The 23,548-nt window shown below is 70.0% G+C and carries 18 protein-coding genes and 1 riboswitch; of the genes, 14 read left to right on the forward strand and 4 right to left on the reverse strand.

Annotated features, from left to right (window positions below):
- Positions 1–112: 112 nt before the first annotated feature.
- From ACFWHU_RS03645 to ACFWHU_RS03655, 3 genes are read left to right on the forward strand one after another with little or no spacing between them, the layout of a single operon-like run.
- Positions 113–1,390, forward strand: coding sequence for a YeeE/YedE family protein (locus tag ACFWHU_RS03645; RefSeq protein WP_385801569.1), 1,278 nt, complete (start codon positions 113–115; stop codon positions 1,388–1,390).
- A 32-nt stretch (positions 1,391–1,422) separates the two neighbouring features.
- Positions 1,423–2,271 (forward strand): alpha/beta fold hydrolase, encoded by an 849-nt coding sequence (locus ACFWHU_RS03650; RefSeq protein WP_387223648.1) that lies wholly within the window; start codon positions 1,423–1,425, stop codon positions 2,269–2,271.
- Between the two features lie 21 nt (positions 2,272–2,292).
- Positions 2,293–2,553 carry a hypothetical protein gene (locus ACFWHU_RS03655; RefSeq protein WP_387223650.1) on the forward strand — a complete coding sequence of 87 codons (261 nt, stop codon included), beginning with the start codon at positions 2,293–2,295 and terminating at the stop codon, positions 2,551–2,553.
- 187 nt (positions 2,554–2,740) lie between these two features.
- Here the strand turns inward: ACFWHU_RS03655 and ACFWHU_RS03660 are convergent, their stop codons facing one another.
- Both ACFWHU_RS03660 and ACFWHU_RS03665 read right to left on the reverse strand, forming a co-directional pair.
- Positions 2,741–3,484, reverse strand: a complete 744-nt coding sequence (locus ACFWHU_RS03660) for a transglycosylase SLT domain-containing protein (protein ID WP_387223652.1) — start codon at positions 3,482–3,484, stop codon at positions 2,741–2,743.
- A 4-nt stretch (positions 3,485–3,488) separates the two neighbouring features.
- Positions 3,489–3,649, reverse strand: a riboswitch (cyclic di-AMP (ydaO/yuaA leader).
- 438 nt (positions 3,650–4,087) lie between these two features.
- Entirely contained in the window at positions 4,088–6,004 is a 1,917-nt protein-coding gene (locus tag ACFWHU_RS03665) for a right-handed parallel beta-helix repeat-containing protein (RefSeq protein WP_387223654.1), read from the reverse strand.
- Positions 6,005–6,456: 452 nt separating this feature from the next.
- On the opposite strand from ACFWHU_RS03665, the gene ACFWHU_RS03670 reads away from it, so the two are divergent.
- From ACFWHU_RS03670 to ACFWHU_RS03685, 4 genes are all read left to right on the forward strand, one after another.
- Positions 6,457–8,322 carry a galactose oxidase-like domain-containing protein gene (locus ACFWHU_RS03670; RefSeq protein ID WP_385798017.1) on the forward strand — a complete coding sequence of 622 codons (1,866 nt, stop codon included), beginning with the start codon at positions 6,457–6,459 and terminating at the stop codon, positions 8,320–8,322.
- A complete protein-coding gene (locus tag ACFWHU_RS03675) occupies positions 8,319–10,187 on the forward strand; it encodes a Dyp-type peroxidase (RefSeq protein WP_387223657.1) in 1,869 nt (622 codons plus the stop codon). The genes ACFWHU_RS03670 and ACFWHU_RS03675 overlap by 4 nt, the downstream gene beginning before the upstream one ends.
- Positions 10,188–10,293: 106 nt before the next feature.
- Entirely contained in the window at positions 10,294–11,952 is a 1,659-nt protein-coding gene (locus ACFWHU_RS03680; RefSeq protein WP_387223658.1) for an FAD-dependent oxidoreductase, read from the forward strand.
- Positions 11,949–13,448, forward strand: coding sequence for an ATP-binding protein (locus tag ACFWHU_RS03685; protein WP_385798023.1), 1,500 nt, complete (start codon positions 11,949–11,951; stop codon positions 13,446–13,448). Before ACFWHU_RS03680 ends, ACFWHU_RS03685 begins: the two co-directional genes overlap by 4 nt.
- Here the strand turns inward: ACFWHU_RS03685 and ACFWHU_RS03690 are convergent.
- On the reverse strand, positions 13,426–13,692 hold the full coding sequence (locus tag ACFWHU_RS03690) for a UBP-type zinc finger domain-containing protein (protein WP_385798025.1): 267 nt from the start codon (positions 13,690–13,692) through the stop codon (positions 13,426–13,428). The two genes, ACFWHU_RS03685 and ACFWHU_RS03690, sit on opposite strands and share 23 nt — an antisense overlap.
- 151 nt (positions 13,693–13,843) lie before the next feature.
- Here ACFWHU_RS03690 and ACFWHU_RS03695 point away from each other — a divergent pair, with 151 nt between their 5' ends.
- The 5 genes from ACFWHU_RS03695 to ACFWHU_RS03715 all read left to right on the forward strand — a co-directional run bounded on the left by ACFWHU_RS03695 (position 13,844) and on the right by ACFWHU_RS03715 (position 18,990).
- Positions 13,844–15,235 carry a VWA domain-containing protein gene (locus ACFWHU_RS03695; protein WP_385798026.1) on the forward strand — a complete coding sequence of 464 codons (1,392 nt, stop codon included), beginning with the start codon at positions 13,844–13,846 and terminating at the stop codon, positions 15,233–15,235.
- A gap of 117 nt (positions 15,236–15,352) precedes the next feature.
- Complete coding sequence (locus ACFWHU_RS03700; protein WP_387223661.1) at positions 15,353–16,435, forward strand: NAD(P)-dependent alcohol dehydrogenase; 1,083 nt, start codon at positions 15,353–15,355, stop codon at positions 16,433–16,435.
- A 9-nt stretch (positions 16,436–16,444) separates the two neighbouring features.
- Positions 16,445–17,032, forward strand: a complete 588-nt coding sequence (locus tag ACFWHU_RS03705) for a TetR family transcriptional regulator (RefSeq protein WP_385798029.1) — start codon at positions 16,445–16,447, stop codon at positions 17,030–17,032.
- A gap of 316 nt (positions 17,033–17,348) precedes the next feature.
- A complete protein-coding gene (locus tag ACFWHU_RS03710; RefSeq protein ID WP_078074584.1) occupies positions 17,349–17,924 on the forward strand; it encodes a TerD family protein in 576 nt (191 codons plus the stop codon).
- Positions 17,925–18,147: 223 nt separating this feature from the next.
- On the forward strand, positions 18,148–18,990 hold the full coding sequence (locus ACFWHU_RS03715; protein WP_387223664.1) for a DUF4157 domain-containing protein: 843 nt from the start codon (positions 18,148–18,150) through the stop codon (positions 18,988–18,990).
- A 44-nt stretch (positions 18,991–19,034) separates the two neighbouring features.
- Here the strand turns inward: ACFWHU_RS03715 and ACFWHU_RS03720 are convergent, their stop codons facing one another.
- Positions 19,035–20,363, reverse strand: coding sequence for a hypothetical protein (locus tag ACFWHU_RS03720; RefSeq protein WP_385798033.1), 1,329 nt, complete (start codon positions 20,361–20,363; stop codon positions 19,035–19,037).
- Between the two features lie 211 nt (positions 20,364–20,574).
- Between ACFWHU_RS03720 and ACFWHU_RS03725 the strand changes: the two genes are divergently transcribed.
- Entirely contained in the window at positions 20,575–21,201 is a 627-nt protein-coding gene (locus ACFWHU_RS03725) for a response regulator transcription factor (RefSeq protein WP_147875222.1), read from the forward strand.
- Between the two features lie 256 nt (positions 21,202–21,457).
- A complete protein-coding gene (locus ACFWHU_RS03730; RefSeq protein WP_387223666.1) occupies positions 21,458–23,539 on the forward strand; it encodes a VWA domain-containing protein in 2,082 nt (693 codons plus the stop codon).
- The last annotated feature ends 9 nt before the right edge of the window (positions 23,540–23,548 follow it).

Raw genomic sequence — 23,548 nt, forward strand, 5'->3', positions numbered from 1 at the left:
TGTCTCGCGTGCTTCGCGAACTCGGTGTGGTGCGTCGACGACAACCTCTGTTGTTCCTGAGTCGAGCCCCCGCGCCCCGCCGCCGCCGACCACCCGACTTCGGAGAACCGTCGTGACCACCACCGCTCCCCCGCGCCGGGGCAACCCCGCCGCGCTGCTCGTCCCCTCCCCGACCTCCTCCCCCGCCCCCGAGGCCGAACCCGCGCCTCCGGTACGCCGGGTGCCGCTCGCGATATCCGGGCTGCTGGCCGTCGCGCTGACCGCGTACGTGTGGTCGACGCACGGCGCCAAGCCCGGCACGCTCCTGCTGCTCGGGCTCGGTCTGGGCCTGGCGCTCTTCCACTCGCGGTTCGGATTCACCTCCGCCTGGCGGCAGTTGGTCGCCGTCGGCAACGGGCAGGGGCTGCGCGCCCACGCCCTGCTCCTCGGCACCACCGCCACGCTCTTCGCGCTGATCATCGGCAGCGGCACCGGGCTGTTCGGGTCCGTGCCCGCGCCGTCGGCGGGGCCGCTCGGTGTCGGGCTGCTCGTCGGGGCGTTCGTCTTCGCCGTCGGAATGCAGCTCGGCGGGGCGTGCGCGTCCGGCACGCTGTTCGCCGTGGGCTCGGGACAGTCGTCCATCGTGCTCACCCTCGGCGGTTTCATCGTCGGATCGACCGTCGCCGCCTGGCAGTTCGACCTCTGGAAGGACCTGCCCGCGCTCGACCCGGTCCTCCTGTCCGACCACGTCGGCTGGTTCGGTTCCTGGGCGGCGACCATCGCCGTACTGGGCCTCATCGTGCTGGTGAGCCGCCGCGTACAGGCGCGCCGTACCCCGCCGCCGATCAGCACCCCGCCGAGCGCCAAGGGCGCGGCGCGTGTGCTGCGCGGCTCGTGGCCGCTGGCCGCCGGCGCACTGGCGCTGGCCGTGCTGGGCGCCGGCGTGCTGCTGGTGTCCGGCGGTCCCTGGGGTGTCACCAGCGCGTTCAGCCTGTGGGGCTCGCGGGTGGTCGACGCGCTCGGCGGCAACCCCGCCAACTGGTCGTTCTGGCAGCAGCCGGGCAATGCCGAGATGTTCGCGGGGCCCGTACTGAAGGACAAGAACAGCCTGACCGACATCGGCATCATGATCGGCGCCGCTGTCGCCGCCTCGCTCGGCGGGACATGGGCGCTGCACCGGGGCATCCCCGGCCGTACCGCCGTGGCGGCGGTGCTCGGCGGCGTACTCATGGGGATCGGCGCGCGACTGGCGGGCGGCTGCAACATCGGCGCCTACCTCGCGGGCATCGCGTCGGGCAGTCTGCACGGCTGGATCTGGGGCGCGACCGCCCTGCTCGGGACATGGGCCGGGCTACGGCTGCGCCCGCTGTTCGCGCTGGGCAACCCCAAGCCGGGGGACGGGATCTGCTGAGCGGGGCCGACCGCGCGCCGTAGGCTGAGCCGGTGGTCATCGAACAGGACGTGGAGCTGAGCGACGGGCGCACGCTGCGGACGTACGACAGCGGTGGCGGCGCCAAGGGCGCGGGCGGGGACGCGGACGGGCTGACCGTCGTCTGGCACCACGGTTCGCCGCAGACCGGCGTCCCGCTGGAGCCGCTGCTCACGGCGGCGGCGGCGCGCGGGATCCGCCTGGTGTCGTACGGCCGCCCCAGCTACGGGGGTTCGAGCCCGCTGCCGGGCCGGAACGTGGCATCGGCCGCCGCCGACGTGGAGCGGATCGCGGACGCGCTCGGCGTCGGGTCGTTCGCCACGATGGGGGCGTCCGGTGGTGGGCCGCACGCGCTGGCGTGCGCCGCGCTGCTGCCGGACCGGGTGACGGGCGTCGTCTGCCTGGCGGGCATCGCGCCGTACACGCGGGACTTCGACTGGTACGAGGGAATGGTGGCGCCCGGCGGTCTGCGCTCCGCCGCCGACGGGCGCGAAGCGCGCGAACTGTACGCGGCGACGGACGAGTTCGACCCCGCGAGCTTCACCTCCGCCGACTTCGCCGCGCTGGCGGGCCCGTGGTCGTCGCTGGGCGACGACGCGGTGAAGGCGGGGCAGGCCGGGCCCGACGGGCTGATCGACGACGACGTCGCCTTCGCCACCGCGTGGGGCTTCGACCTTGCGGAGGTGGCCGCGCCCGTACTGCTCGTGCAGGGCGGCCGCGACCGCGTCGTACCACCCGCGCACGCCGGGTCGATGCTCGCCGGACTTCCTCGGGCGGAGCTGTGGGTACGGCCCGATGACGGGCACGTCTCGGTCCTCGACACATGCCCGTCGGCGATGGACTGGCTGCTGGCTCGGCGGTAAGCCCCGGGTGGTGCGGAGCCGGTGACCGGTTCGCCGGTGCCGTCGGGCTTCACGGCCGACAAGGTCCCGGCGGGCCCGGTCACGGACGTACGGGCGCCGGAAGTCCTGGCGTACGCCTGGCACCCGGAGGGCGAGGTCCGCTGGGAGCTGCGCGCCGGGACGGGGCACGGGCCCCGGCTGGTCCTCACCCAGACGGGCCCGCACGACTTCGACGCGGAGGCGGCGGGGGTGGCGTGGCGGGCACGGGTGGAGGCTTTGGCGGCGGGGCTGCTCGACGTCTAGGCGGTGGCGTGGGCCGGGTCCGTCCGGCGGCCGGTTCGTCCTCAATCGCCGGACGGGCTCTTATTGAGCCCGTCCGGCGATTGAGGACACAGAACCAAGCCGGTCCGGCGATTGAGGACAGCCGGAGGCCGGGCGGGCTGCTTCGCGCAGCCTGCCCGGCCTCTGGGTCACGCGGTGACCGTGCCGATTAGTACGGGCCGTTCACGTTGTCGATCGAGCCGTAGCGGTCGGCCGCGTAGTTGCACGCCGCCGTGATGTTGGCGACCGGGTCGTAGCTGTCGGTCGACGTGCCGGGCACGTGGTACGCCTCGAAGGTCGGGGCGATGACCTGGAGCAGACCCTTCGACGGGGTGCCGGCCGCAGCGTTGGAGTCCCAGTTGTTGATGGCCTGCGGGTTGCCGCCGGACTCGCGCATGATGTTGCGGTGGATCCCGTCGTACGAACCGGGGATGCCGTTCTGCGCCATGACGTCCAGCGCCTCGCGGATCCAGCCGTCGAGGTCGTTGGTGTACGACTTCGCGGCCGTCTCGACGGCTTCGGTGGTCTCGCCCGACGCCTTCTTCTCGGTCGACGCGGTCGGGGCCGCGGCCTTCGGCTTGCCCGAGAGCTTCAGCTTCAGGCCGGGGTGTATCAGCGACGGGTTTTCGCCGACGGTGGCGCGGTTGGTCTTGTACAGCGCCTTCCAGCCGCCGCTCACGGAACGGGCGTCCGCGATCTTGGCCAGCGATTCACCCTTCGAGACGGTGTGGGTGACCTTCGCGGCGGCAGTGGCGGCAGTCGGGGCCTTGACGGCCTGCGGGGCGGGCGCGGCGCCCGCCGTGGTGGCGGTCACCAGGGGCAGCGCGAGTGCGGCGCTGCCCGTGCCGAGGGCGATGAGGCGGCGGGCGAGCGGGCTGGTGCGGGAACGGCGGTGCTTACCCTCTGCGGGCATGACGAAATCCTCTCCGTCGCCTGCGAGGTGAGCTGTCGGGTTCGGGCGGGAGATGCCCGGCCGCGCTGTTGGCGCGGCTTCACCCCGAGCCGGTCCGGCATTGCCGGATCGGCGACTTACCTGGGTCCCCCGCTCCTGCCGTACGTGAATGGGTGGGTGCGGTTTCCGAGCAGCGGCAGGATTCGGCGTTCCGCCCGGAATGACGAGAACGTAAGCGAGAACGTCCGAGCGAAACAAGTCCTGAATTCACCGCGTCCCGCCATTCGCTGATCAAACGGCGGGCAATTCGAATTCCCGTCCGTCGGTACAAGCCTCAACTTTCCCTTCCCGCACGGGAGGTGGGAACGGGCGCGGGAGACACCTCCCACTGAACCTGTGACACACATCACGAGGTTTCGATGCAACCGCTCGACGACAACACCGCCCAGAAAGGGACAAGTTAGCCGCTGAGTACACATAACACCCGCCCGACAAAGCGGACAAACTAGAGCTTTTCCATCGATCGCGAATAGTCCTGAATGCGCAAAAAGCGCCTTCCGTACGGCTCCCCTCACAGAGCCGTACGGAAGGCGCCGAGCGGGCTCCCGCCCTGCCGATTTCGTGTCAGTCGGCCGCTTGCCTGATGCCCGGGCCGCCCGTGATCACAAAGCTCGATCCCGGCTCGACCAGGACGTCTCCCTCGGCCGAGTTGGTGATGGTCACGTCCGTCAGCGTCGCGTTGCCACGCGCGCCGCCCATCGCGAGGATGCCGGAGCCGTTGTTGGACTTGTCGATCGACACGTTGCTGATTTCGACGTCCGGTACGTTGCCGCTGCCGTTCTTGAACTGAATGCCGTCATACGTGGAGTCGGAGATCTCGGTGTCCCTGATCTTCACCCCGGTGATGTCGCGGCTCGCCGGGAAAATGGTGATCGCGCCGAACTCCTGGTCCTCGTTCCAGAAAGCGCCGCCCGTGCGGTGCAACGCGTTTCCGGTGAGCAGGGTCTCGCCCGAGAAAGGCAGCGGGTCGTGATCCGTCGCGAGCATGATTCCCGGGTAGTTGGCCGTGTCGGCGATCAGGTTGTTCTGCACCTTGTTGCCGTAACCGCCGTATATCGCGACCCCGTTGGCCCGCCAGGGCAGCTGAATGGTGTTGTTGGTGAACGAGTTGTCGTGCGCGATGTCCACCGCCGGGTCCTTGACGTATCGATTGGCCCAGACGGCGAGCGAATCGTCACCCGTGGTGCGGAAGGAGGAATTGTCCACCTGCGAATTGCGTGTGCCGTTGCTGAAGTTGATGCCGTCGGCGTACGTGTTGCGGATCCGCATGCCGCTGAACTCGAGGCCGTCGGCGGGGCCCCAGAGCGCCGGGATGTTGTCGTAGTCGCGGCCGACCCAGACTCCCACGTTGGCGTGCTCGATCCAGACGTCCGTGATCTTGGTGTTCTGCCCGAAGCGGCCGTTGAGGCCCACCCCGCCCTCGGCGCCTCCGCCGCCGCGGATCCGGCCGGAGCCGAAGATGGCGATGTCGGAGATCTGGGTGTTGTCGTCGATGTCGAAGCCGAAGTTGCCTTCGTGCGGGTGGTTGATCCCGCCCGCGTTCTGCGGCTCGGTGAGCGTGTAGAGCTGTGAGTGCCACATGCCGGCGCCGCGGATCGAGACGTCGCTGATCCCGATCTGGTTGTACTGGCCCTGGTTGTCCGGGTCGTCGGTCAGGATCTTCTGCTCCTGGCGCCACTGGCCCCGCGGGATCCAGACGCAGTCGATGTCGCCGTTCTGGTCGGCGGTGACCGCGTCCTGGATGGCCTTGGTGTCGTCGTTCCCGTCGTCGGGGACCGCCCCGTACTCGGTGATCGAGGTGCACTCGGCCGGTTTGTCCGCCGGGGGCGCCACCTGCTCCAGATCGATCAGGTCGACGACGTAGAAGGACGCGTCGTCGTCCGCGTCACGCTGGAGCTTGAACTTCGTGCCCGCCGGATAGCTCTTCTCCAGCAGCGCGTGCGACTCGTCGAAGAGTCTGCGGGCGTCCGTCTGGGGCGTGTTGGTCAGCGACTCGGGGTCGTCGGTGTTGCCGTACAGCCAGCTGTGCTTGGACGACAGGTCCAGTTTCTGCACGAACGTGCCGTCGGCGTAGAGGCTGACGGTGGCGTCGATACCGCCGCCGCCGGGCGCGTCCGGGATGGAGTTGCGTACGACGATCGAGTTGGACTCGCTGGTCGAGGTGAACTCGACGAACTCCCCCGTGCTGTCCAGCCGTACCGATTTGCGGCCCGACGACTCGCTGGCGAAGTTGGTGTGCCCGAAGGTGCGCTTCGGGTCCGCCTCCAGCAACGTGCCGTCGTAGTCGGCGGCTTCGGCCTCGTACTCGACGTACGGGAGGGTGGCTCCGCGCTCGGCAGCGGCAGGCCGCGCCGACGTGTCGTCGGTCTTCGCGGGCGGGCCGGCCGCCGAAGCGGACGCGGCGGGCAGGAGCCCGACGACAAGCAGTCCGGTCATGGATACGCCGGAGATCAGCCGTCGTCGGAGATGCTTCGACTTCATGGTGTCCTCTGTTTCCGTGGGGTCGACAGAGTGAGAGATGCCGGTCCGTGGTGGGGGGAACGGCAGGACCACGATCAAACGGGACAGATCAACTGCCCCGATCTTGCAAGAGAACCGCAAATAATTGAGCTTCTCAGTTCAGGTCATGCGGTCGGGCAGTGAGAGTTTTCAAGCATGTCACGGGTTTGTCAACAGCCCGCGTCAGAAGCGGACTTGGCGCGCGACGGGGGCGGACACGGCCGGACAGCGGGCGATTCATGCGCCGGGCGCTCGCGCGGGGAGCGAACCCTATCAACTGTCTGTTACCTCCATAGAGGCAAAAACGCTCGTTTTCCTGGACCTTTACACCCGAACGCCACGAGCATGATTACTACGAGTAGGTATTCGCTCCGGGTGCGGCATCGCCGTACCACGTGCTCCATCCATCCCGGAAAGGACCCGGACCGAGCCTCATGAGAATTCCCCGCTCTCGCTCAAGGCTGTCCAGCACCCTCGCGGCGTGCGCTGTCGTCAGCGCCCTCGCGGCCTCAACTCTCGCCGGTGCCACCCCCGTTGTCGCTCACGGCGACGGGGGCCACCACGAGCACACGACCAGGGCGGGCGTGGACCCCGCCGAGGAGGCGGTGCTCGGGCGCGAGCACGCCGAGGAGCACGCCGCCACCCGCGCCGGAGCCGAGGATCTCGGCACCTACCCGCAGGCGACCCGCACCGCCCGGCTGAAGATGCTCACCGAGACGCAGACGGAGACCAACAAGGAGTACAAGGCGTCGGAATTCGGCGCCTTCAAGGAGTACTTCGACTCGCCGGACTTCGGCGTCCACATCGCCCAACTGCCCACCGGCAAGGTGCTCCTCTTCTCCTTCGAACGCATCGAGACCGACCCCACGAAGGAAACGGCGCCCACCCAGATCGTCGGCGCGGCCAACCGGGGCCGCGCCTACCTCTGGGACCCCGCGAAGGGGACCGGAGAGCGAGCCTTCAAGAAGGTCACCCCACCCGCAGTCACCATGCCCGACAGCACGGGCATCTCCCGCCCCGCGCCGATCTTCTGCGCCGGACACGCCTTCCTGCCGAACGGGATGCTCGGCGTCTTCGGCGGCAACCTCGGGAGCAACGGCGGCTCGGGGGCCAAGCTGTCCTTCGTCTTCGACCCGTGGAGCGAGACCTGGGCGATGAACGAGGACATGTCCGTCGGCCGCTGGTATCCCAGCGTCGTCACCGGCCCCGACGGCCGAATGCTGATCATGTCCGGCCAGTCCGAGCTGGGCTGGGGCACCCCCACCCCGATCGTGGAGCGCTTCCCCGCGCTCGGTAACCCGGTGCCGTACCGCACGACCGACGTCCCCCGGTTCCAAAACGTCGACCGGTTCCGCGCGGACGCGCCGTACAAGCTCGACTACCCGCACCTGTTCAGCCTGCGCGACGGGAAGATCTACGGACTCGGCCGCAGCCACGACCAGCAGTGGCTCTTCGACCCCGTCAAGGAGACCCGGAGCGACCTGGCGCAGCGGCCGGACGGCGTGAACCGCAGCTACGGCTCGGCGGTCCCGCTGCCCGGCGGTTTCCGCGGCCCGGACTCCGTCCTGGTCCTCGGCGGCGACCGTACGGACCCGAACACCTACCAACTCGCCGCGGGCAAGTGGAAGACCAAGGAGGCTCGGGCGTTCGGCCGCACGCAGGACAACACGCTGCTCCTGCCGGACGGCAATCTGCTGACCGTCAACGGCTCCTACGACATCCGCGACTACGGCAACGGGCTGTACAACCCGAACGCGGACCTGAAGTACCGGCACACGGAGCTGCGTGACGAGAACGGCGACTGGCGGCTGGGCCCCGTCCAGCGCCTCCCGCGCGGCTACCACTCGAACGCCGTGGTGCTGCCCGACGGCCGTGTCATGGTCACCGGCGACGAGGCGCAGCAGATCGCCAACGACCGGAACATCAAGGACGATCTCGACGGCACCATCGAGATGTACGAGCCGTCGTACCTCCACAACGGCGCCCGTCCCCAGCTCGACTCCGCGCCGTCCCGCCCGCTCGTCTTCGACCAGCGGTTCACCGTCTCCAGCTCCACCACCGACGACGTGAAGCGGGCCGTGCTGCTTGCGCCCACGACCGCCACCCACTCGGTCAACACCAGCCAGCGGCATGTGGAGTTGCGGATCAAGCGGCAGGGCAGCGGCGAGCTGGAGCTTCAGGCGCCGCCCACCGCCGAGGCCGCCCCGCCGGGCTGGTACATGCTGTTCCTGCTCAACGAGGAGGGTGTCCCGAGCGTCGCCAAGTGGATCTCCCTGGAGCCGAGCGGGGTGCGGTCATGACCTACGCGGCACAGCCTTCGACGGCGTACGACCCGCCCGGTGGCGGCGGGGACGGTCTGCCGCTGCGCAAGAGCCGGGAGATCCAGGGCGACATCATCGCCGGAGCCAAGAAGGACCACGTCCAGTTACTCCTGCTGAAGTTCGAGGACGACAAGCTGGCCAGGACCTGGCTGCGCCGGCTGCGTCCCCGGATCGCGACGACCCGTCAGGTCGCGGCGTTCAACGCGGAGTTCAGCAAGGCCCGTAAACAGTCGGGTGGTGACGACCCCAGGGCGCTCAACGCCGTATGGCGGGTCGTCAGCTTCACCTATCCCGGACTGCGGCTGCTGGCCGGGCGTGATCCCTTCCCGTCCGTCCCGCCGGGCAGTACGCAGGAAGCCTTCAAGCAGGGGCCCGCTGCCCGTGCCGACCTGCTCGGTGACACCGGGCAGTGCGCCCCGGAGCACTGGCTGTTCGGCAACGGCACGGGGCAGCCGATCCACGCGGTGCTCACCGTCGCCGCGGACCGTCCCCAGGATCTGCGCGTCGCGCTGACCGAGGAGCGCGAGGAGGCCGCCCGGCACAAGGTCGTGATCGTCTTCGAGCAGGACGGCGCGACCCTGGAGGGAAGCCGCCGGGGCAAGGAGCACTTCGGCTTCAAGGACGGGATCAGCGAGCCCGCCGTACAGGGCTTCGACCAGCCCGACCCGGACAGGCCCGAGCACAAGAAGGGCAGCCCCGGCACCCGGATCATCCCGGCCGGCGAGTTCGTCGTCGGGCACGAGCGGGACGGCGGCAGACCGAACGACCTCCCGGACTGGGCGACGAACGGCTCCTTCCAGGTTCTGCGGCGTCTCGCGCAGGACGTCCCCGGCTGGTGGGCGCAGGTCGCGGTGCGTCTGAAGGAGCTGAAGGAGCAGGGGAAGGTGCCTCCAGAGGCGACGACCGAGTGGCTGGCCGCGCGCCTGGTCGGCCGCTGGCGCTCGGGCACGCCGGTGGCGAAGTGCCCGCACGCGGACAGCCCCAGCGACGCGGAGGCGTGGTCGGACAACGACATCAGCTACCGCGACGACCTGGAGGGCGAGATCACTCCGCTCTTCTCGCATCTGCGCAAGACCAGCCCGCGCGACGGTCTGCTGCTCAAGTCGAGCGACGAGCAGACCGTCCCGGAGAAGGGCGCGCTCGACGGGCGGCGCATCATGCGGCGCGGCATTCCCTACGGTCAGCCGTTCGACCCCGCCGGCAGTGCGGGCAACGGCCCGGACGCACCGCGCGGTCTGGTCTTCGTCTGCTACCAGTCCGATCTGGTGCGGCAGTTCGAGTTCATCCAGAAGGACTGGATCGAGGAGCCGAACTTCCCGTCGAGGGACCAGCCTCCCGGCCGGGACCCGCTGGTCGGCACCGCGACCGATGTCAGCTTCAAGGGCTGCAAGGTGCACTTCGAGCAGTTCGTCAGGACCGAGGGCGCGGTGTACGCGTTCGCTCCCTCGCTCACCACCATCGAACTCCTCGCCGACGGCAAACTCGACGGTGGCGGCGGCCCCGACGGTGACCGGATCCTTGAGGCCCCGTTCACCCTGCGCCCCGCCGACGGGCCGGTCGGCACGGACAAGGCCCGGCTCGTGATGCGGGAGGTCGGCAATCTCGTCGTCCTGGACGAGCGCGACGAGCAGCGCTGGGAGTCGGGCACCGCCGGGACCGGCGGGGTCAAGGCGGTCTTCCAGGAGGACGGCGACCTCGTCGTCCTCGGGGCCGACGACCGGCCGGTGTGGAAGTCCCGTACGACCGGGAATCCGCACGCCAAGCTCATCGTCCTGATGGACGGGAACGTGGTGATCCGTGCCGCCGGGGGGACGGTGGTCTGGCAGACCGACACCGCGCACTGACCGTCACGGGCACGGGGCGTGGCCTGCGCCCTCCCGACCGCGGTGGACGGCGGCCCCCCAACCGCCGTCCACCGCACCTCGCGCCGCCAAGGGCCATGATGGAGGTATGGCAAATCCGACAATTCTGACCGTCGACGACGATCCGGCCGTCTCCCGGGCCGTCGCCCGCGACATCCGGCGGCAGTACGGCGAGAGCTACCGCGTCGTACGCGCCGTGTCGGGTGCGGAGGCGCTGGAAGCGCTGCGGGAGATCAAGCTGCGCGGGGACCAGCTCGCGATCATGCTGGCCGACTACCGGATGCCCCGTATGAACGGCCTCGAATTCCTCGAGTCCGCGATGGATCTCTTCCCGCTGGCCCGCCGGGTGCTGCTGACCGCGTACGCGGACACCGATGCCGCGATCGACGCCATCAACGTCGTGGACCTCGACCACTATCTGCTCAAGCCGTGGAGCCCGCCGGAGCAGAACCTCTACCCGGTGATCGACTCGCTCCTGGAGCTGTGGCTGGCCACCCCGGACCCTGGTGTCACGGAGACGCGGGTGGTCGGTCACCGGTGGTCCGCGCCGTCCTTCGCCGTACGGGACTTCCTGGCCCGCAACCTCGTGCCGTACCGGTGGCTGATCTCGGACGAGCCTGAGGGCGGCCGACTGCTGACCGCCGCCGGACTCACCCAGGCGGACGTGCCGATGGTCGTCACCTCCGACGGCAAGACGCTGGTGAACCCCTCCGAGCGGGAGCTGGCCGCGCACGTGGGGCTGAGCACCGTACCGGCCTCCGACTTCTACGACCTGGTGGTCGTCGGCGGCGGGCCCGCCGGTCTCGGCGCGGCCGTCTACGGCGCGTCCGAGGGGCTCCGGACGCTGCTGGTGGAGCAGCAGGCCACCGGCGGGCAGGCCGGCCAGAGCAGCCGGATCGAGAACTACCTGGGCTTCCCCGACGGTGTGTCGGGCCAGCAGCTGACGGAGCGGGCCCGCCGCCAGGCGCTCAAGTTCGGGGCGGAGATCCTCAGCACCCAGCGGGTGGTCGCGCTGGACGCGGCGGGCTCCGGCCGCGTACTGCGGCTGGGCGAGGAGAGCACGGTCACCGCTCACACCGTGGTCCTCGCCACCGGCGTCTCCTACCGGAGGCTGGGCGCGGTCGGAGTGGAGGAGCTGACCGGCACCGGAGTCTTCTACGGGTCCACGGTCACCGAGGCGATCAACTGCTCCGACGAGGAGGTCTACATCGTCGGTGGCGCCAACTCCGCCGGGCAGGCGGCCGTGTACTTCTCCCGTTACGCCCGCCGCGTCCATGTGCTGATCCGTCAGGGCGATCTGACGCGTTCGATGTCGAGCTATCTGATCGACCAGCTCAACGACATCGACGTCATCGAGGTCCATCCGTGGACCGAGGTGACCTGCGCGGAGGGCGACGGGCATCTGCAGAGCCTGACCCTGCGCGACTCCCGGTCCGGGGAGAGCAGAAACGTCCCGACGTCGTGGCTGTTCGTCTTCATCGGCGCCGAGCCCCACACCGACTGGCTGGACGGGGCCGTCACCCGCGACGAGCGCGGCTTCGTCGTCACCGGTACGGATCTCTTGACGAGCGGGCAGCGCCCGGCGGGCTGGGGCCTGCCGCGCGATCCGTACCACCTGGAGACGAGCGTCCCGGGGGTCTTCGCCGCCGGAGACGTGCGCGCCACCTCGGTCAAGCGCGTCGCGTCGGCCGTCGGCGAGGGCGCCATGGCCGTCTCCCTGGTGCATCGATATCTGGAGGCACAGTGAGCACCACCCCGGAGGAGCGGCTGGCACCCGAGCAGCTGCGCACCCTCTTCCTGTTCGAGTCGCTGAGCCTCGAACAGCTCCACTGGCTGGCCGAGCGCGGCCGGGTCGAGCGACGGGACGCCGGTGAGGTGGTGTACCGGGAGGGGGACTCGGCCACCTGCTTCTTCGTGCTGCTCAGCGGTGCGATCTCGCTCCACCGGGTCCTGCACGGCGACGACGTCGAGGTCAACAGGACCGACCAGCGGGGCGTGTACAGCGGCGCGACGCGCGCGTATCTGGGCGACCGGGTCGAGCAGTTGTATCCGCACACGCTGCGCGCGGTCAGCGACGCCGAGTTCTTCGTACTGCCGGCCGACGAGTTCGCGTACGCGGTGCGCACCTGGTTCCCGATGGCGGTGCATCTGCTGGAGGGGCTGTTCTTCGGTACGCGCGCGGCCAACGCGATCGTCAACGAGCGGGAGCGGCTGCTGGCCCTGGCGTCGCTGTCCGCCGGTCTCACCCATGAGCTGAACAATCCCGCCGCGGCGGCCCTGCGGGCGACGGCGGGGCTGCGGGAGCGGGTCACGGGCATGCGGCACAAGCTGGCCATGATCGCCGACGGCCGGCTCGACGGGGCCGCGCTGCACACCCTGGTGGGGCTCCAGGACGACGCCGTCCAGCGTGCCGCAACGGGCGTCGAGATGACGGCGATGGAGACCTCCGACGCGGAGGACACCGTCAGCGACTGGCTGGAGGAGCAGGGGCTCGCCAAGGCGTGGGACCTGGCGCCGTCGCTGGTGGCCGCGGGCATCGGGGTGCCGTGGCTGACCGAGGCGGCGGCCACGGTGGGCGACGAGTACTTCGAGGGGGCGGTGCGCTGGATCACGTACACCATCGACACCGAGCTGATGATGGGCGAGATCGACGACTCGGTGGAGCGGATCTCGGACCTGGTCGGGGCGGCCCGGCAGTACTCGCAGCTCGACCGCACACCCCTGCAGATCGTCGACGTGCACGCCCTGATCGACGCCACCCTGACCATGCTCCAGGCCAAGATCCCGGACGACGTGCGGGTGGTGAGGGAGTACGACCACGACCTGCCGTCGATCCCGGCCTACGGCGCGGAGCTTAACCAGGTGTGGACGAATCTGATCGTCAACGCCCTGGACGCGATGCCCGACGGCGGCACGCTCACGGTGCGCACCTGGCGCGAGGACATGCGGCTGATGGTCGAGATCGCGGACACGGGGGTGGGCATCGCGAAGGACGTGCGGCCACGGATCTTCGAGCCGTTCTTCACGACCAAGCAGGTCGGGGAGGGAACGGGGCTGGGGCTGGACATCTCGTACCGCATCGTGGTCAACAAGCACCACGGGGACCTCAAGGTCACCTCGCGTCCGGGGGACACCCGCTTCCAGGTGTGCCTGCCGATCGAGGAGGAGGCGGTCGGCCCGGCAGACGGGGAGAGCGCCGGCCGAGCAGTCGAGGAGACGGTCAGCCCAGCAGCTGATGAGTGAAGCACCAGCGCCACTGCTCGCCGGGCTCCAGGGAGCGCATGACGGGGTCACCGGTCTGTGTGAAGTGTTCGGTCGCGTGCCGCAGCGGTGAGCTGTCGCAGCATCCGACGTGTCCGCAGGACAGACAGAGGCGCAGATGCACCCAGTCCCGGCGGTCGAGTGCGACACAGTCGACGCATTCGTCGGTGCTCGAGAGGGGCGCCACGTCAGCAGTCGCGTTGGCGAGATCTGTACATGTACCCATGCCGCAACGGTACTGCGGCGGGGCGCCGGGGGCGCGCCGGAGAGCCAGGAGGACGGGCGGGCGCCGGGTGCGGCGGGGCGCGGGTCCGCAGAGTCCGCGAAGTCCGTCAAGTCCGGAGACTTCGGATCCGTCGGCGGGCAGACTGGCTGCCGTGACGACACTGAGCAAAGGCGCCAATCTCCCGGTGACGGTCCCCTCCGTGCGGGCCGTCCTCAGCTGGTCGGCGGGGCCCGGCATACCGGACGTGGACGGTTCCGCCCTCCTGTTGACCGACGTCGGGCAGGTCCGCTCCGACGGCGACTTCGTCTTCTACAACCAGCCGCACCACGCCTCCGGCGCCGTGCGCCACGTCGGCAAGCAGCCAGGCGCCGACTCCGTGGAGGTGGACCTCGCGCGGCTGGAGCCGGGCATCGATCGCGTGGCGCTGTGCGCGTCGGCCGACGGCGGGACGTTCGGGCAGGTGCCCGGCCTGCGGTTGCGGCTGCTGGACGCGGCGTCCGGCGCGGAGCTGGCGCGTTTCGACATGGAGGCCGGCTCGGAGACCGCGTATGTGAGCGGTGAGCTGTACCGGCGGGGCGGTGGGTGGAAGTTCCGGGCGGTCGGGCAGGGGTACGCGAGCGGGCTGGCGGGGCTGGCGACGGACTTCGGCATCACGGTCGACGAGGAGCCGCCGCCGGTCGCCGCGCCGGTACCGCCTCCCGCCCCGGCGCCGGTACCGCGCCCGGCACCGGCCGCGCCCCCTGCCCCCGCTCCCCCGGCCGGCCGGCCGGGCGCCCGCCTCACCAAGGGTGAGGAGCGGCTTCCCGTCGACATGCGCAAGCGCCTCTCGCTGCGCAAGGAACAGGTCGCGGTCAGCCTGGACAAGCACGGCGTCACCGGCGTCGTCGCGCGCGTCATCCTCGTCCTCGACGCCTCGGGCTCGATGAGCGCGCTCTACACACGCGGCGTGGTGAAGAACGTCGCCGAGCGGATGGCGGCCGTCGCGGCACAGCTCGACGACGACGGCGAGATGCAGGCGTGGACATTCGCCACCAACCCGGCGCGGCTGCCCGATCTGGTGATCGGCGAGCTGCCCGAGTGGCTGAGGCTGCATGTGCGGGTGGGGCAGATGAGTCTCTTCGGCCGTAAGAAGCCGCCGAAGGGTCTGGTGGCGGGGCAGGTCGACATGCGGGCGGTCGGTTTCCAGAACGAGGAGCAGAAGGTCATCGCGGAGGTGCGGGCGTACGTACGCCAGAATCCCGTGCCCGCGCCGACCCTGGTCCTGTTCTTCTCCGACGGCGGTGTGTACCGCGACGCCGAGATCGAGCGGGAGCTGCGCGCGGCCGTCGAGGAGCCGGTGTTCTGGCAGTTCGTCGGGCTCGGGAGGGCCAACTACGGGGTGCTGCAACGCTTCGACACGATGGCGGGCCGCCGTGTCGACAACGTCGGCTTCTTCGCCGTCGACGACATCGAGGGCATCTCGGATCCGGAGCTGTACGACCGGCTCCTGTCGGAGTTCCCGTCCTGGCTGCGGGAGGCGCGGCAGGCGGGGATCCTGCGCTGAGCCGGTCGCGTCGAACGGAATAAACAAACTAGTTTGTTTGACGATCGGAAGTGGCGGCGGTACGTTTCATGGTGAGACAACAAACTAGTTAGTTTTCCATGAAGGGAAGCATCCGCCATGAGGAACGTCAACGGATGGGCCGCCCACCGACAGGGCGGCCCGCTGGAGCCCTGGGATTTCACCCGCCGCGATCTCCTCGGCGACGACGTGGCCGTACGGGTGGAGTACTGCGGTGTCTGCGCCACCGACATCTCCGCCGTCAACCACGGCGGCGAGTTCCCGGTCGTGCCCGGCCACGAGATGGTCGGCGAGATCACCGCGACCGGCGACGCCGTGACCCGCTTCCGGGTCGGCGACAAGGTCGCGGTGGGCAACATCATCGACTCATGCGGGATCTGCCCGCCCTGCCTGGCCGGCCGGGAGAACTGGTGCCTGCGGTACCCGACGCTGACCTACGGCGGCACCGACCCGAAGGACGGCCTGACCACCCGTGGCGGCTTCTCCTCGGAGTACGTACTGCCGGAGAAGTTCACCTACCACCTGCCCGAGGGGCTCGACCCGGCCGCCGCCGCGCCGCTGATGTGCGCGGGCATCACCACGTACGCACCGCTGAAGCGGTGGGGAGCGGGGCCCGGCCGGACGGTCGGCGTCGTCGGCATGGGCGGGCTCGGGCATCTCGCCCTGAAGATCGCCCATCACATGGGCGCCGAGGTCGTCCAGTTCACGCGTACCGCCGACAAGGCGGACGAGGCGCGCGCGCTCGGCGCGGACGACGTCGTCCTGTCGACGGACGAGAAGCAGATGGAGGCGCAGACGGGCCGGTTCGACCTCATCCTCGACACGGTCGGCGCCGCGCATTCGCTGGAGCCGTACATGTCCGCGCTCGCGATGGACGGCACGTTGTGCGTGGTGGGCATACCGCCCGGGGACCTCACGGTCAGCCCGCTGAGCCTGATCGTGGGCGCGAAGACGCTGGCGGGCGCGGGGAGCGGCGGGACCGCCGAGACGCGGGAGATGCTCGACTTCTGCGCCGAGCACGGCATCGTCGCCGATGTGGAGATCATGCGCCCGGACCAGGTCAACGAGGCGCTGGACCGGCTCGCGCGCAACGACGTCCGGTACCGGTTCGTCCTGGACATGGCGACGGGTGGCCGCGACGATGCCGATGGTGCCGACAAAGCGACAAACCAGTTGGTTTAGCCTTCAGCCATGAAGACGGGACAGATCACGAGCGCGGGCCAGGCGTCCCGGCGCCGGCTGCTGGACGCCGCGACGGCGGAGTTCGCCGCGTACGGCATCGCGGGGGCCCGCGTCGACCGGATCTCCGCCGCCGCCCAGGTCAACAAGGCGCAGCTCTACGCGTACTTCGGCAACAAGGACAAGCTGTTCGACGCCGTCTTCGCCGAGCACCTGGACCTGATCGTGGGCACGGTCCCCGTCACGGGCGACGATCTTCCCGGCTACGCGGTCCGGCTGTACGACGCCTACCTCGTCCACCCCGAACTCGTCCGCCTCGCCACCTGGGCCCGCCTCGAACGCACCCCCACCGGCGACCTGTTCCACTTCATGCCGGGGCACGACACCGAGAAACTGCGGTCGATCACCGACGCGCAGGCACAGGGCGTCGTCGATCCGTCGATCCCGGCGGCGGAAGTGCTCGCCATGGTCACGGCCATGTCGATGACCTGGTCGCCGGCCAGCGTCATGTACACCGCGAGCAACGACGAACCGGAGTCCACCCACGACCGCCGCCGCGCGGCGCTCGCACTCACGGTGCGACGGGCGTTCACGCCTTAGGGCCGTCCGGCGGGTGCGTGCCTGCCGCCCGACGAGCAGCCGCCCCACGAACAGCCGGGCAACCGGGCCGGGCACCTTTCCCCCGCCCTGCCCACAATCGTCCCCCGGTCTGTACCACCGCACCCGTGCTGTTAGTTTCTACAGTGCTGTAGAAGCAAGCGCTACGGCCGACAGACGGCGGTGCGGGGGGCGGGGCGTACCCCCCGCACCGCTCCGTCCGTACGGCCATCTCCGCGCCGCTCCCCTGCGCCGCTCACAATTTCTACAGTGTTGTAGATTTTGATCAGTCCATACCTTCGAGCACCAGGAGAAGATCGTGGGAGTTTCCCTCTCCAAAGGCGGCAACGTTTCGCTCAGCAAGGAGGCGCCGGGTCTGACGGCGGTGCTCATCGGCCTGGGCTGGGACGCGCGCAGCACCACCGGCGCCGACTTCGACCTCGACGCGAGCGCGCTGCTGGTCAACGCGGCCGGCAAGGTCCCCTCCGACCAGCACTTCATCTTCTACAACAACCTCAAGAGCCCCGACGGTTCGGTCGAGCACACCGGTGACAACCTCACTGGTGAGGGCGAGGGCGACGACGAGTCGCTGAAGGTCAACCTCGCCGGCGTCCCCGCCGACGTCGACAAGATCGTCTTCCCGGTCTCCATCCACGAGGCCGAGTCGCGCAGCCAGAGCTTCGGCCAGGTCCGCAACGCCTTCATCCGCGTGGTGAACCAGGACGGCGGCGCCGAACTCGCGCGCTACGACCTCACCGAGGACGCCTCGACGGAGACCGCGATGGTCTTCGGCGAGCTGTACCGCAACGGTGCGGAGTGGAAGTTCCGCGCCGTGGGCCAGGGTTACGCCTCCGGCCTCTCCGGCATCGCCACCGACTTCGGTGTCGGCGTCTGAGCTGAACCACACGCCGCCGGACCCGGACCAGCCGTGAGGCTTCCGGGGTCGGCGGCGTCGCGCTTTCCGGATTGCCCGATGGGGCACCGCCGGGTGCCCCGGCCGGGCCGGTGTGCGGCCTGGACCGGGAAGGGGTCCGCGGCGAAGGGTGGAGCGTGGGGAACGCCGCGGCGCGGCCCCCGGCCCGGCAGCCGAACGACCGGTGCGGTCAGGGGAGATGACGATGAACGCACACGACCTCGAGAACGTCCACGATCATGGCCACGATCACGAGCGTGAGCCCTCGCATGATCACGAGCACGAGCACGACAGTCGGCATGAGCCAGGGCGGGACTCCGAGCGGGCCCACCACCTCTACCGTGCGGCGGCCGACGGGCGGGCCGATGTGATCGGTGCCGCCGGGATGGGCACGCTCCAGCGGGCCGTCGGCAACAGAGCGCTCGGCCCGATGATCCAGCGCTCGCGGAGCGGTTCGCCGGATCAGGCCGGGGCCGAGGAGGAGCGGCGTTCGCCGGTCCACGAGGTCGTGTCGTCGGGCGGCTCCCCGCTGGACGCCGATACGCGCGCGGACATGGAGAACCGGATGGGCGCGGACTTCTCCGACGTACGCGTCCACAACGACGGCGCCGCCCACGAATCGGCGAAGGGCGTCGGCGCGCACGCGTACACCGTGGGCAACAACGTGGTCTTCCAACGCGACGCGTACGACCCGTTGTCGCCGCAGGGCCGCACCACGCTCGCGCATGAGCTGACGCATGTGATCCAGCAGCGGGAAGGGCCGGTGGAGGGGACGGAGGCGCCCGGCGGTATCCGGGTCAGCGACCCCTCGGACCGCTTCGAGCGGGAGGCCGTCGCGAACGCGGACCGGGTGCTGGCCGACACGCCATCGGCTGTGCCCACGCATGCATCTGACGTTACGTCGGGCTCGACTCCGGCAACCGGCGCCGCCGTACAGCGGGCGGCCACGGAGGACGAGGAGGAGCAACCTGCCGACGTGCAGGGCTCGTTCGTCCAGCGGGCCGCGGCGGACGGCCCGGAAGAGGAGGAAGAGGCGCCGCCCGCCTGAGCCCGCGCTTTTTTCCTGACTTGTCTGACGGCCAGTCAGCTCAACTACTCCGGGCGCATGTTGCCGCCAAGGAACAGCGACTCCGTGCAGCGCGACGGCGCCGGCGCACCCACCGGCCTGCCGACCCTGCGGCAGTCGATGGTCATCGTGACCGTACCTCCCGCGGGCACCAGGATCGGGGTCACGAAGTGGTAGTCGGAATCGCGGAAGTTCTCCAGCCCGAGGCTGAGCACCCGTGTCTCCGGCCCGGCCGAGACGACGACCGTTCCCGCGTCGCCCTGCGGGTTCTGCACGACGATGTCCGTCAGCTCGAAGGTCTGGCCGGCCGGTACCCGCAGGGCCGTCCCCGTGTTCGCCCCGCCGCCCACCGCGTCATTGACCCGCACCTGTGCGCTGGTCGGTGCGGTCGCGGGGGCTTCCGCCGAGGAACCGGGGCTCGGTGACTCGCTGGATCCCGGCGTACCGTCGCCCGAGCCGGCGGAGTCGCCACCGGCGGAATCGGCGCCGGCCGGGCCTCCCCCGTCGGGGCTCTGCCCGTCCGGTGAGGCGCTCTTGTCGGCCTCGACGGCCGACCGTACCGCGTCGGGCGTGACCGCCTCCCGCGCCGCCGACTTCACCGCCGGGCGCAGCAGCGCGTACCAGAGGCCGATCAGCGCGATCAGCACCACGGCGGCGACGACGAGCGCCCGTGGCAACCAGCGCGGCAGGATCGGTTCCTGCTGGTAGGAGCCGTCCAACAGGACTGGTTCCAGCGGCTCTTGGTCCTCGGCAACCCGTGGGGTGGCGAACACCTGGAAGGGGTGCGTCACCGGCGTACCACGCCACATCCTCTTGGCCGGTCGCACGCGCAGCTTCCCGAACTCGGCCCGGCCGGGCTCGATTTGGAGTTCGGGAACGGCGAAGACCACCCGCGCCAGCTCCGTACCGGGCTGGGCTCCGAGCCGTACGGTGACCGGTGTGTTGCCGCGGTTGTCGACGGCGAGCCGGTGCTGTCCGCTCCGGGATCCGTGCGAGCTGCGCGGGACCAGTTCGGCCGTCGTCTCCGTGAACGGCAGGACGGTCACCCGGCCCTCGGGCACCACCGTCCCGCTCTCTTCGCTCGTCGGCACCACCCGGATGCCGAACGGTGTCTCGCCCGCCGGCACCGTCGAGTCGCGGGGCGGGCGCAGCATGAGCGACACGGTCCCGGAGTCGCCCGGATAGAGGGACAGGACCGAGGGCTCCACCGCCGACCAGGCGGCGCAGGCACCGACCACCTCGAAGCGGTACTCCTCCACTGTCCGGCCGGAGTTCAGGACCTGTAGCGGAAGGGCCGTCTCCTCGCCCGGTGTGGCGGCGACGGACGATTCGTCCAGACTGGCGGTGAGACTCATACCCGGACCGTAGGGTCGGTGACCGGGTGTCACATCGGCCGCGAAGGAACACTTTCGGGCAGATTCGATGCCCGCCACAACGTTTCAGTTTCCTTGTCGGTGAAGGCGGGAATCTTCAGTCCGCCTCACAACGGATGGGGCAATCACATGCAGCTGTGAGGCTTGTGCATTGCTGTGACGCTTCAGGCTGTCGCCCAGGGGGAGCATTCGCATGGAGCGCACCACTGTCGCGTTACGAGCCCAAGATCCGATATCGAGGGCCGGGGTCGCCAGCCAATTAAGAGCACGTCCCGAGGTCAGCGTCATGGAATGGGACGCCGAAGACGTCTCGCCCCAGGTCGTGGTCATCGTCGTGGACACGGTCGACGAGGAAGCCCTGCGAACGCTGCGCCACATCCAGCGCACCAGCACCTGCCGCACGGTTCTGGTCACCACGGACATCGACGAGCAGAAGCTCGTGAGCGCGGCGGAGTGCGGCGTCGCCGGTGTGGTCAGACGCTCCGAGTCCACGCCGGAGCATCTGGTACAGGTCATCGGGACGGTGGCGCGGGGCGAGGGGCATCTGCCCTCCGACCTGCTCGGCCGTCTCCTCGAAGAGGTCGGCAGGCTCCAGGGCCAGGTCCTCGGCCCCCGCGGCCTGCACTTCACGGGGCTCGCGGCACGAGAGGTCGATGTGCTGCGACTGGTCGCCGAAGGTTATGACACAGCGGATATCGCGACGAAGTTGGCGTATTCCGAGCGCACGATCAAGAACGTTCTGCATTCCGTGATGACCCGGCTGCAATTGCGCAATCGCTCGCACGCGGTTGCCTACGCGATGCGCCAGGGTCTTATCTGACGTCGTCCGACGCCATCCGACATCAGGGCATTGCCCCGAAGTTGCCCCAAAGGGCAATCGCACTTACCCGTGCCGGTGGCTCGACTTCCGCTGCACGCGCGGCGAATGTGCGGGACCGTGCGAGGGGCCGCGACGGCATGTCCGGACGGTGAGGACGGGGAGGAACGCTGTGCGGTGGATTCGGCGGACGGGCCTGTCGGGGGGCGGGTCGGCTGACCCGTCAACGGACAAGCGGGCCGGGGTGTTTGGACGGGCCGTGCCGTACGGACGGATCCGGCCGCGCGGCGCGCGGCGCGCGGCGGCGCTCGTCCTGCTCCTGCTGGGCGCCGGTCTGACGCCCGCGTCGGCGGCGGCGGACACGGCGCCGGTGACGGGTACACCCGCGGCGGTACGCGTCCCCGTACCGCCGGACCCATGGGTCACGCCGGCCACACTGGACGAGGCACTCGACCCGGGCGGTTCGACGGGTGTGGCAAAGCAGGTGCGGACTCCGGCGATCCCCCCGAGTCCCGATGTGGTGCTGCTGGTGGACGGCACGGGCAGCATGGAGGATCCGATCGACAGCGTCCGGACCAATCTGCCCGCCATCACCAACAAGATCCTGGCCGCGGAGCCCGAGTCGCGCTTCGCGGTCGCCACGTTCGGCGACCAGGAGGTCGACGAACCGAACGCGGGATTCCGCGTACTCCAGGGCCTGACGAACGACATGGGCCTGGTCCAGATCGGTGTCAACGGGCTGGGGACGGACCTCGGCGACTTCAGCATGGGCCCGTCGGAGGACTGGATCAACGGTCTGTGGGAGATCGCCAACGGCGCCGGCGGCCAGACGGAGTTCCGTGAGGGCGCGAGCCCGGTCGTCGTGCTGGTCAGCGATGCCTCCAGTCACGCGCCGAGCAACGGCCACACCATCGACGACACGATCGCCGACCTCCAGGACAAGGGGGTCCGGGTGATCGGCGTCGAGGTGGACAGTGACCGCGGGGACGGCCTGAACGGCAACGGGAACGCCAACAACCCGGATTTCCCCGGCCAGATCGAAGATCCGCCGACCACCCGCGGCCAGGCCACACGAATCATCAACGCCACCGGTGGCCGCCTGCTGGAAGGCATCCAGCCGGACGAGACGGCCGAGGCGATCATCGCCGGCTTCGACAATCTGCCCACCTCCGTCGGTCATCAACTCGACGACTGCGACCCGCATCTCACCGTCGCCCTGGACCCGCCGACGAGGCGGCTCACCAGTGGCCAGACGGCCCAGTTCACAGAGACCGTCGATGTGTCCGCCGACGCCCCCCAGGGCACCACCCTGACCTGCACGGTGCAGTTCCTCCAACTCGGCGCCCAGGTACCGGGAACGGACGCGCTCGGCCCCGCCGCCGTACCCGATCCCGACTTCCAGCAGCGGATCAGTATCACCGTGAACGACATCAACGACCCGGTCGTCACCGTGGACGACCGCACGGTGAGGGCGGAGGACGACGACGGGGCGCGTATCAGATACACGGCCACGGCCACGGACGCCCAGGACGGCGAACTGCCCGTGACCTGCGATCCCGCGTCGGGCGCGCTCTTCCCGGTCGGGACGACGACTGTCACCTGTTCGGCCACGGACTCGGCGGGCAACACCGGCACGGACACGGCGCGGTTCGAGGTACTGGAACCACCGCCCGCGCCGCCCGTACCGCCCTCGTCCGACATCGCCGTACGGGTGGACGTCAGCCCGGACCGTACGTACATCGGCCGCCCGGCCCGCGCCGAGTTCACGGTCACCAACGCGGGACCGGACGCGGCGACGGGTGTGGTCCTCTCTGCGGCCTGGCCGGCGCCGTCCCGCGCGGGTGACCGGACCCTGCCGGCTCTGAACCGCTGCACGGCCGCCCGGCCGTGCACGATCCCCGCCGGGGGCCGTATCGAGGTGACACAGACGGCGACCTACCGCGTGGCGATCACCGGCGACGTACGGGCCACCGTGCGCGGCACACTGCCCGACCGCCGCACGGCGAACAACCGCGACACGGACCGGCTGCGCGTCCTGAAACCCTCGCTCACCGTGACCCCGCTGGTCGCCAAGCCGGGGCAGCCCGTACTGGCGCGGGGCAAGGACTACCCGCCGGGCGAGACCGTACGTCTCACGTGGTCCCTCGGCATCACGTCGGACAGGTCCGGCATACGGGTGGGCCGTGACGGCACCTTCGAGGTGCAGATGCTGGTACTGCGCAAGGACACGCTCGGCCCGCGCACGCTGCGGGCGGACGCCCGCGACCTTCCGCGCCTCCGGAAACCGGTCCTGGTGGTGCAACGCAACCTCCAGCCACCGGACTTCGCGGGCCGGTCGTGAGGGCGGCGG

Source organism: Streptomyces sp. NPDC060366 (genome assembly GCF_042725135.1).
GTDB lineage: Bacteria > Actinomycetota > Actinomycetes > Streptomycetales > Streptomycetaceae > Streptomyces.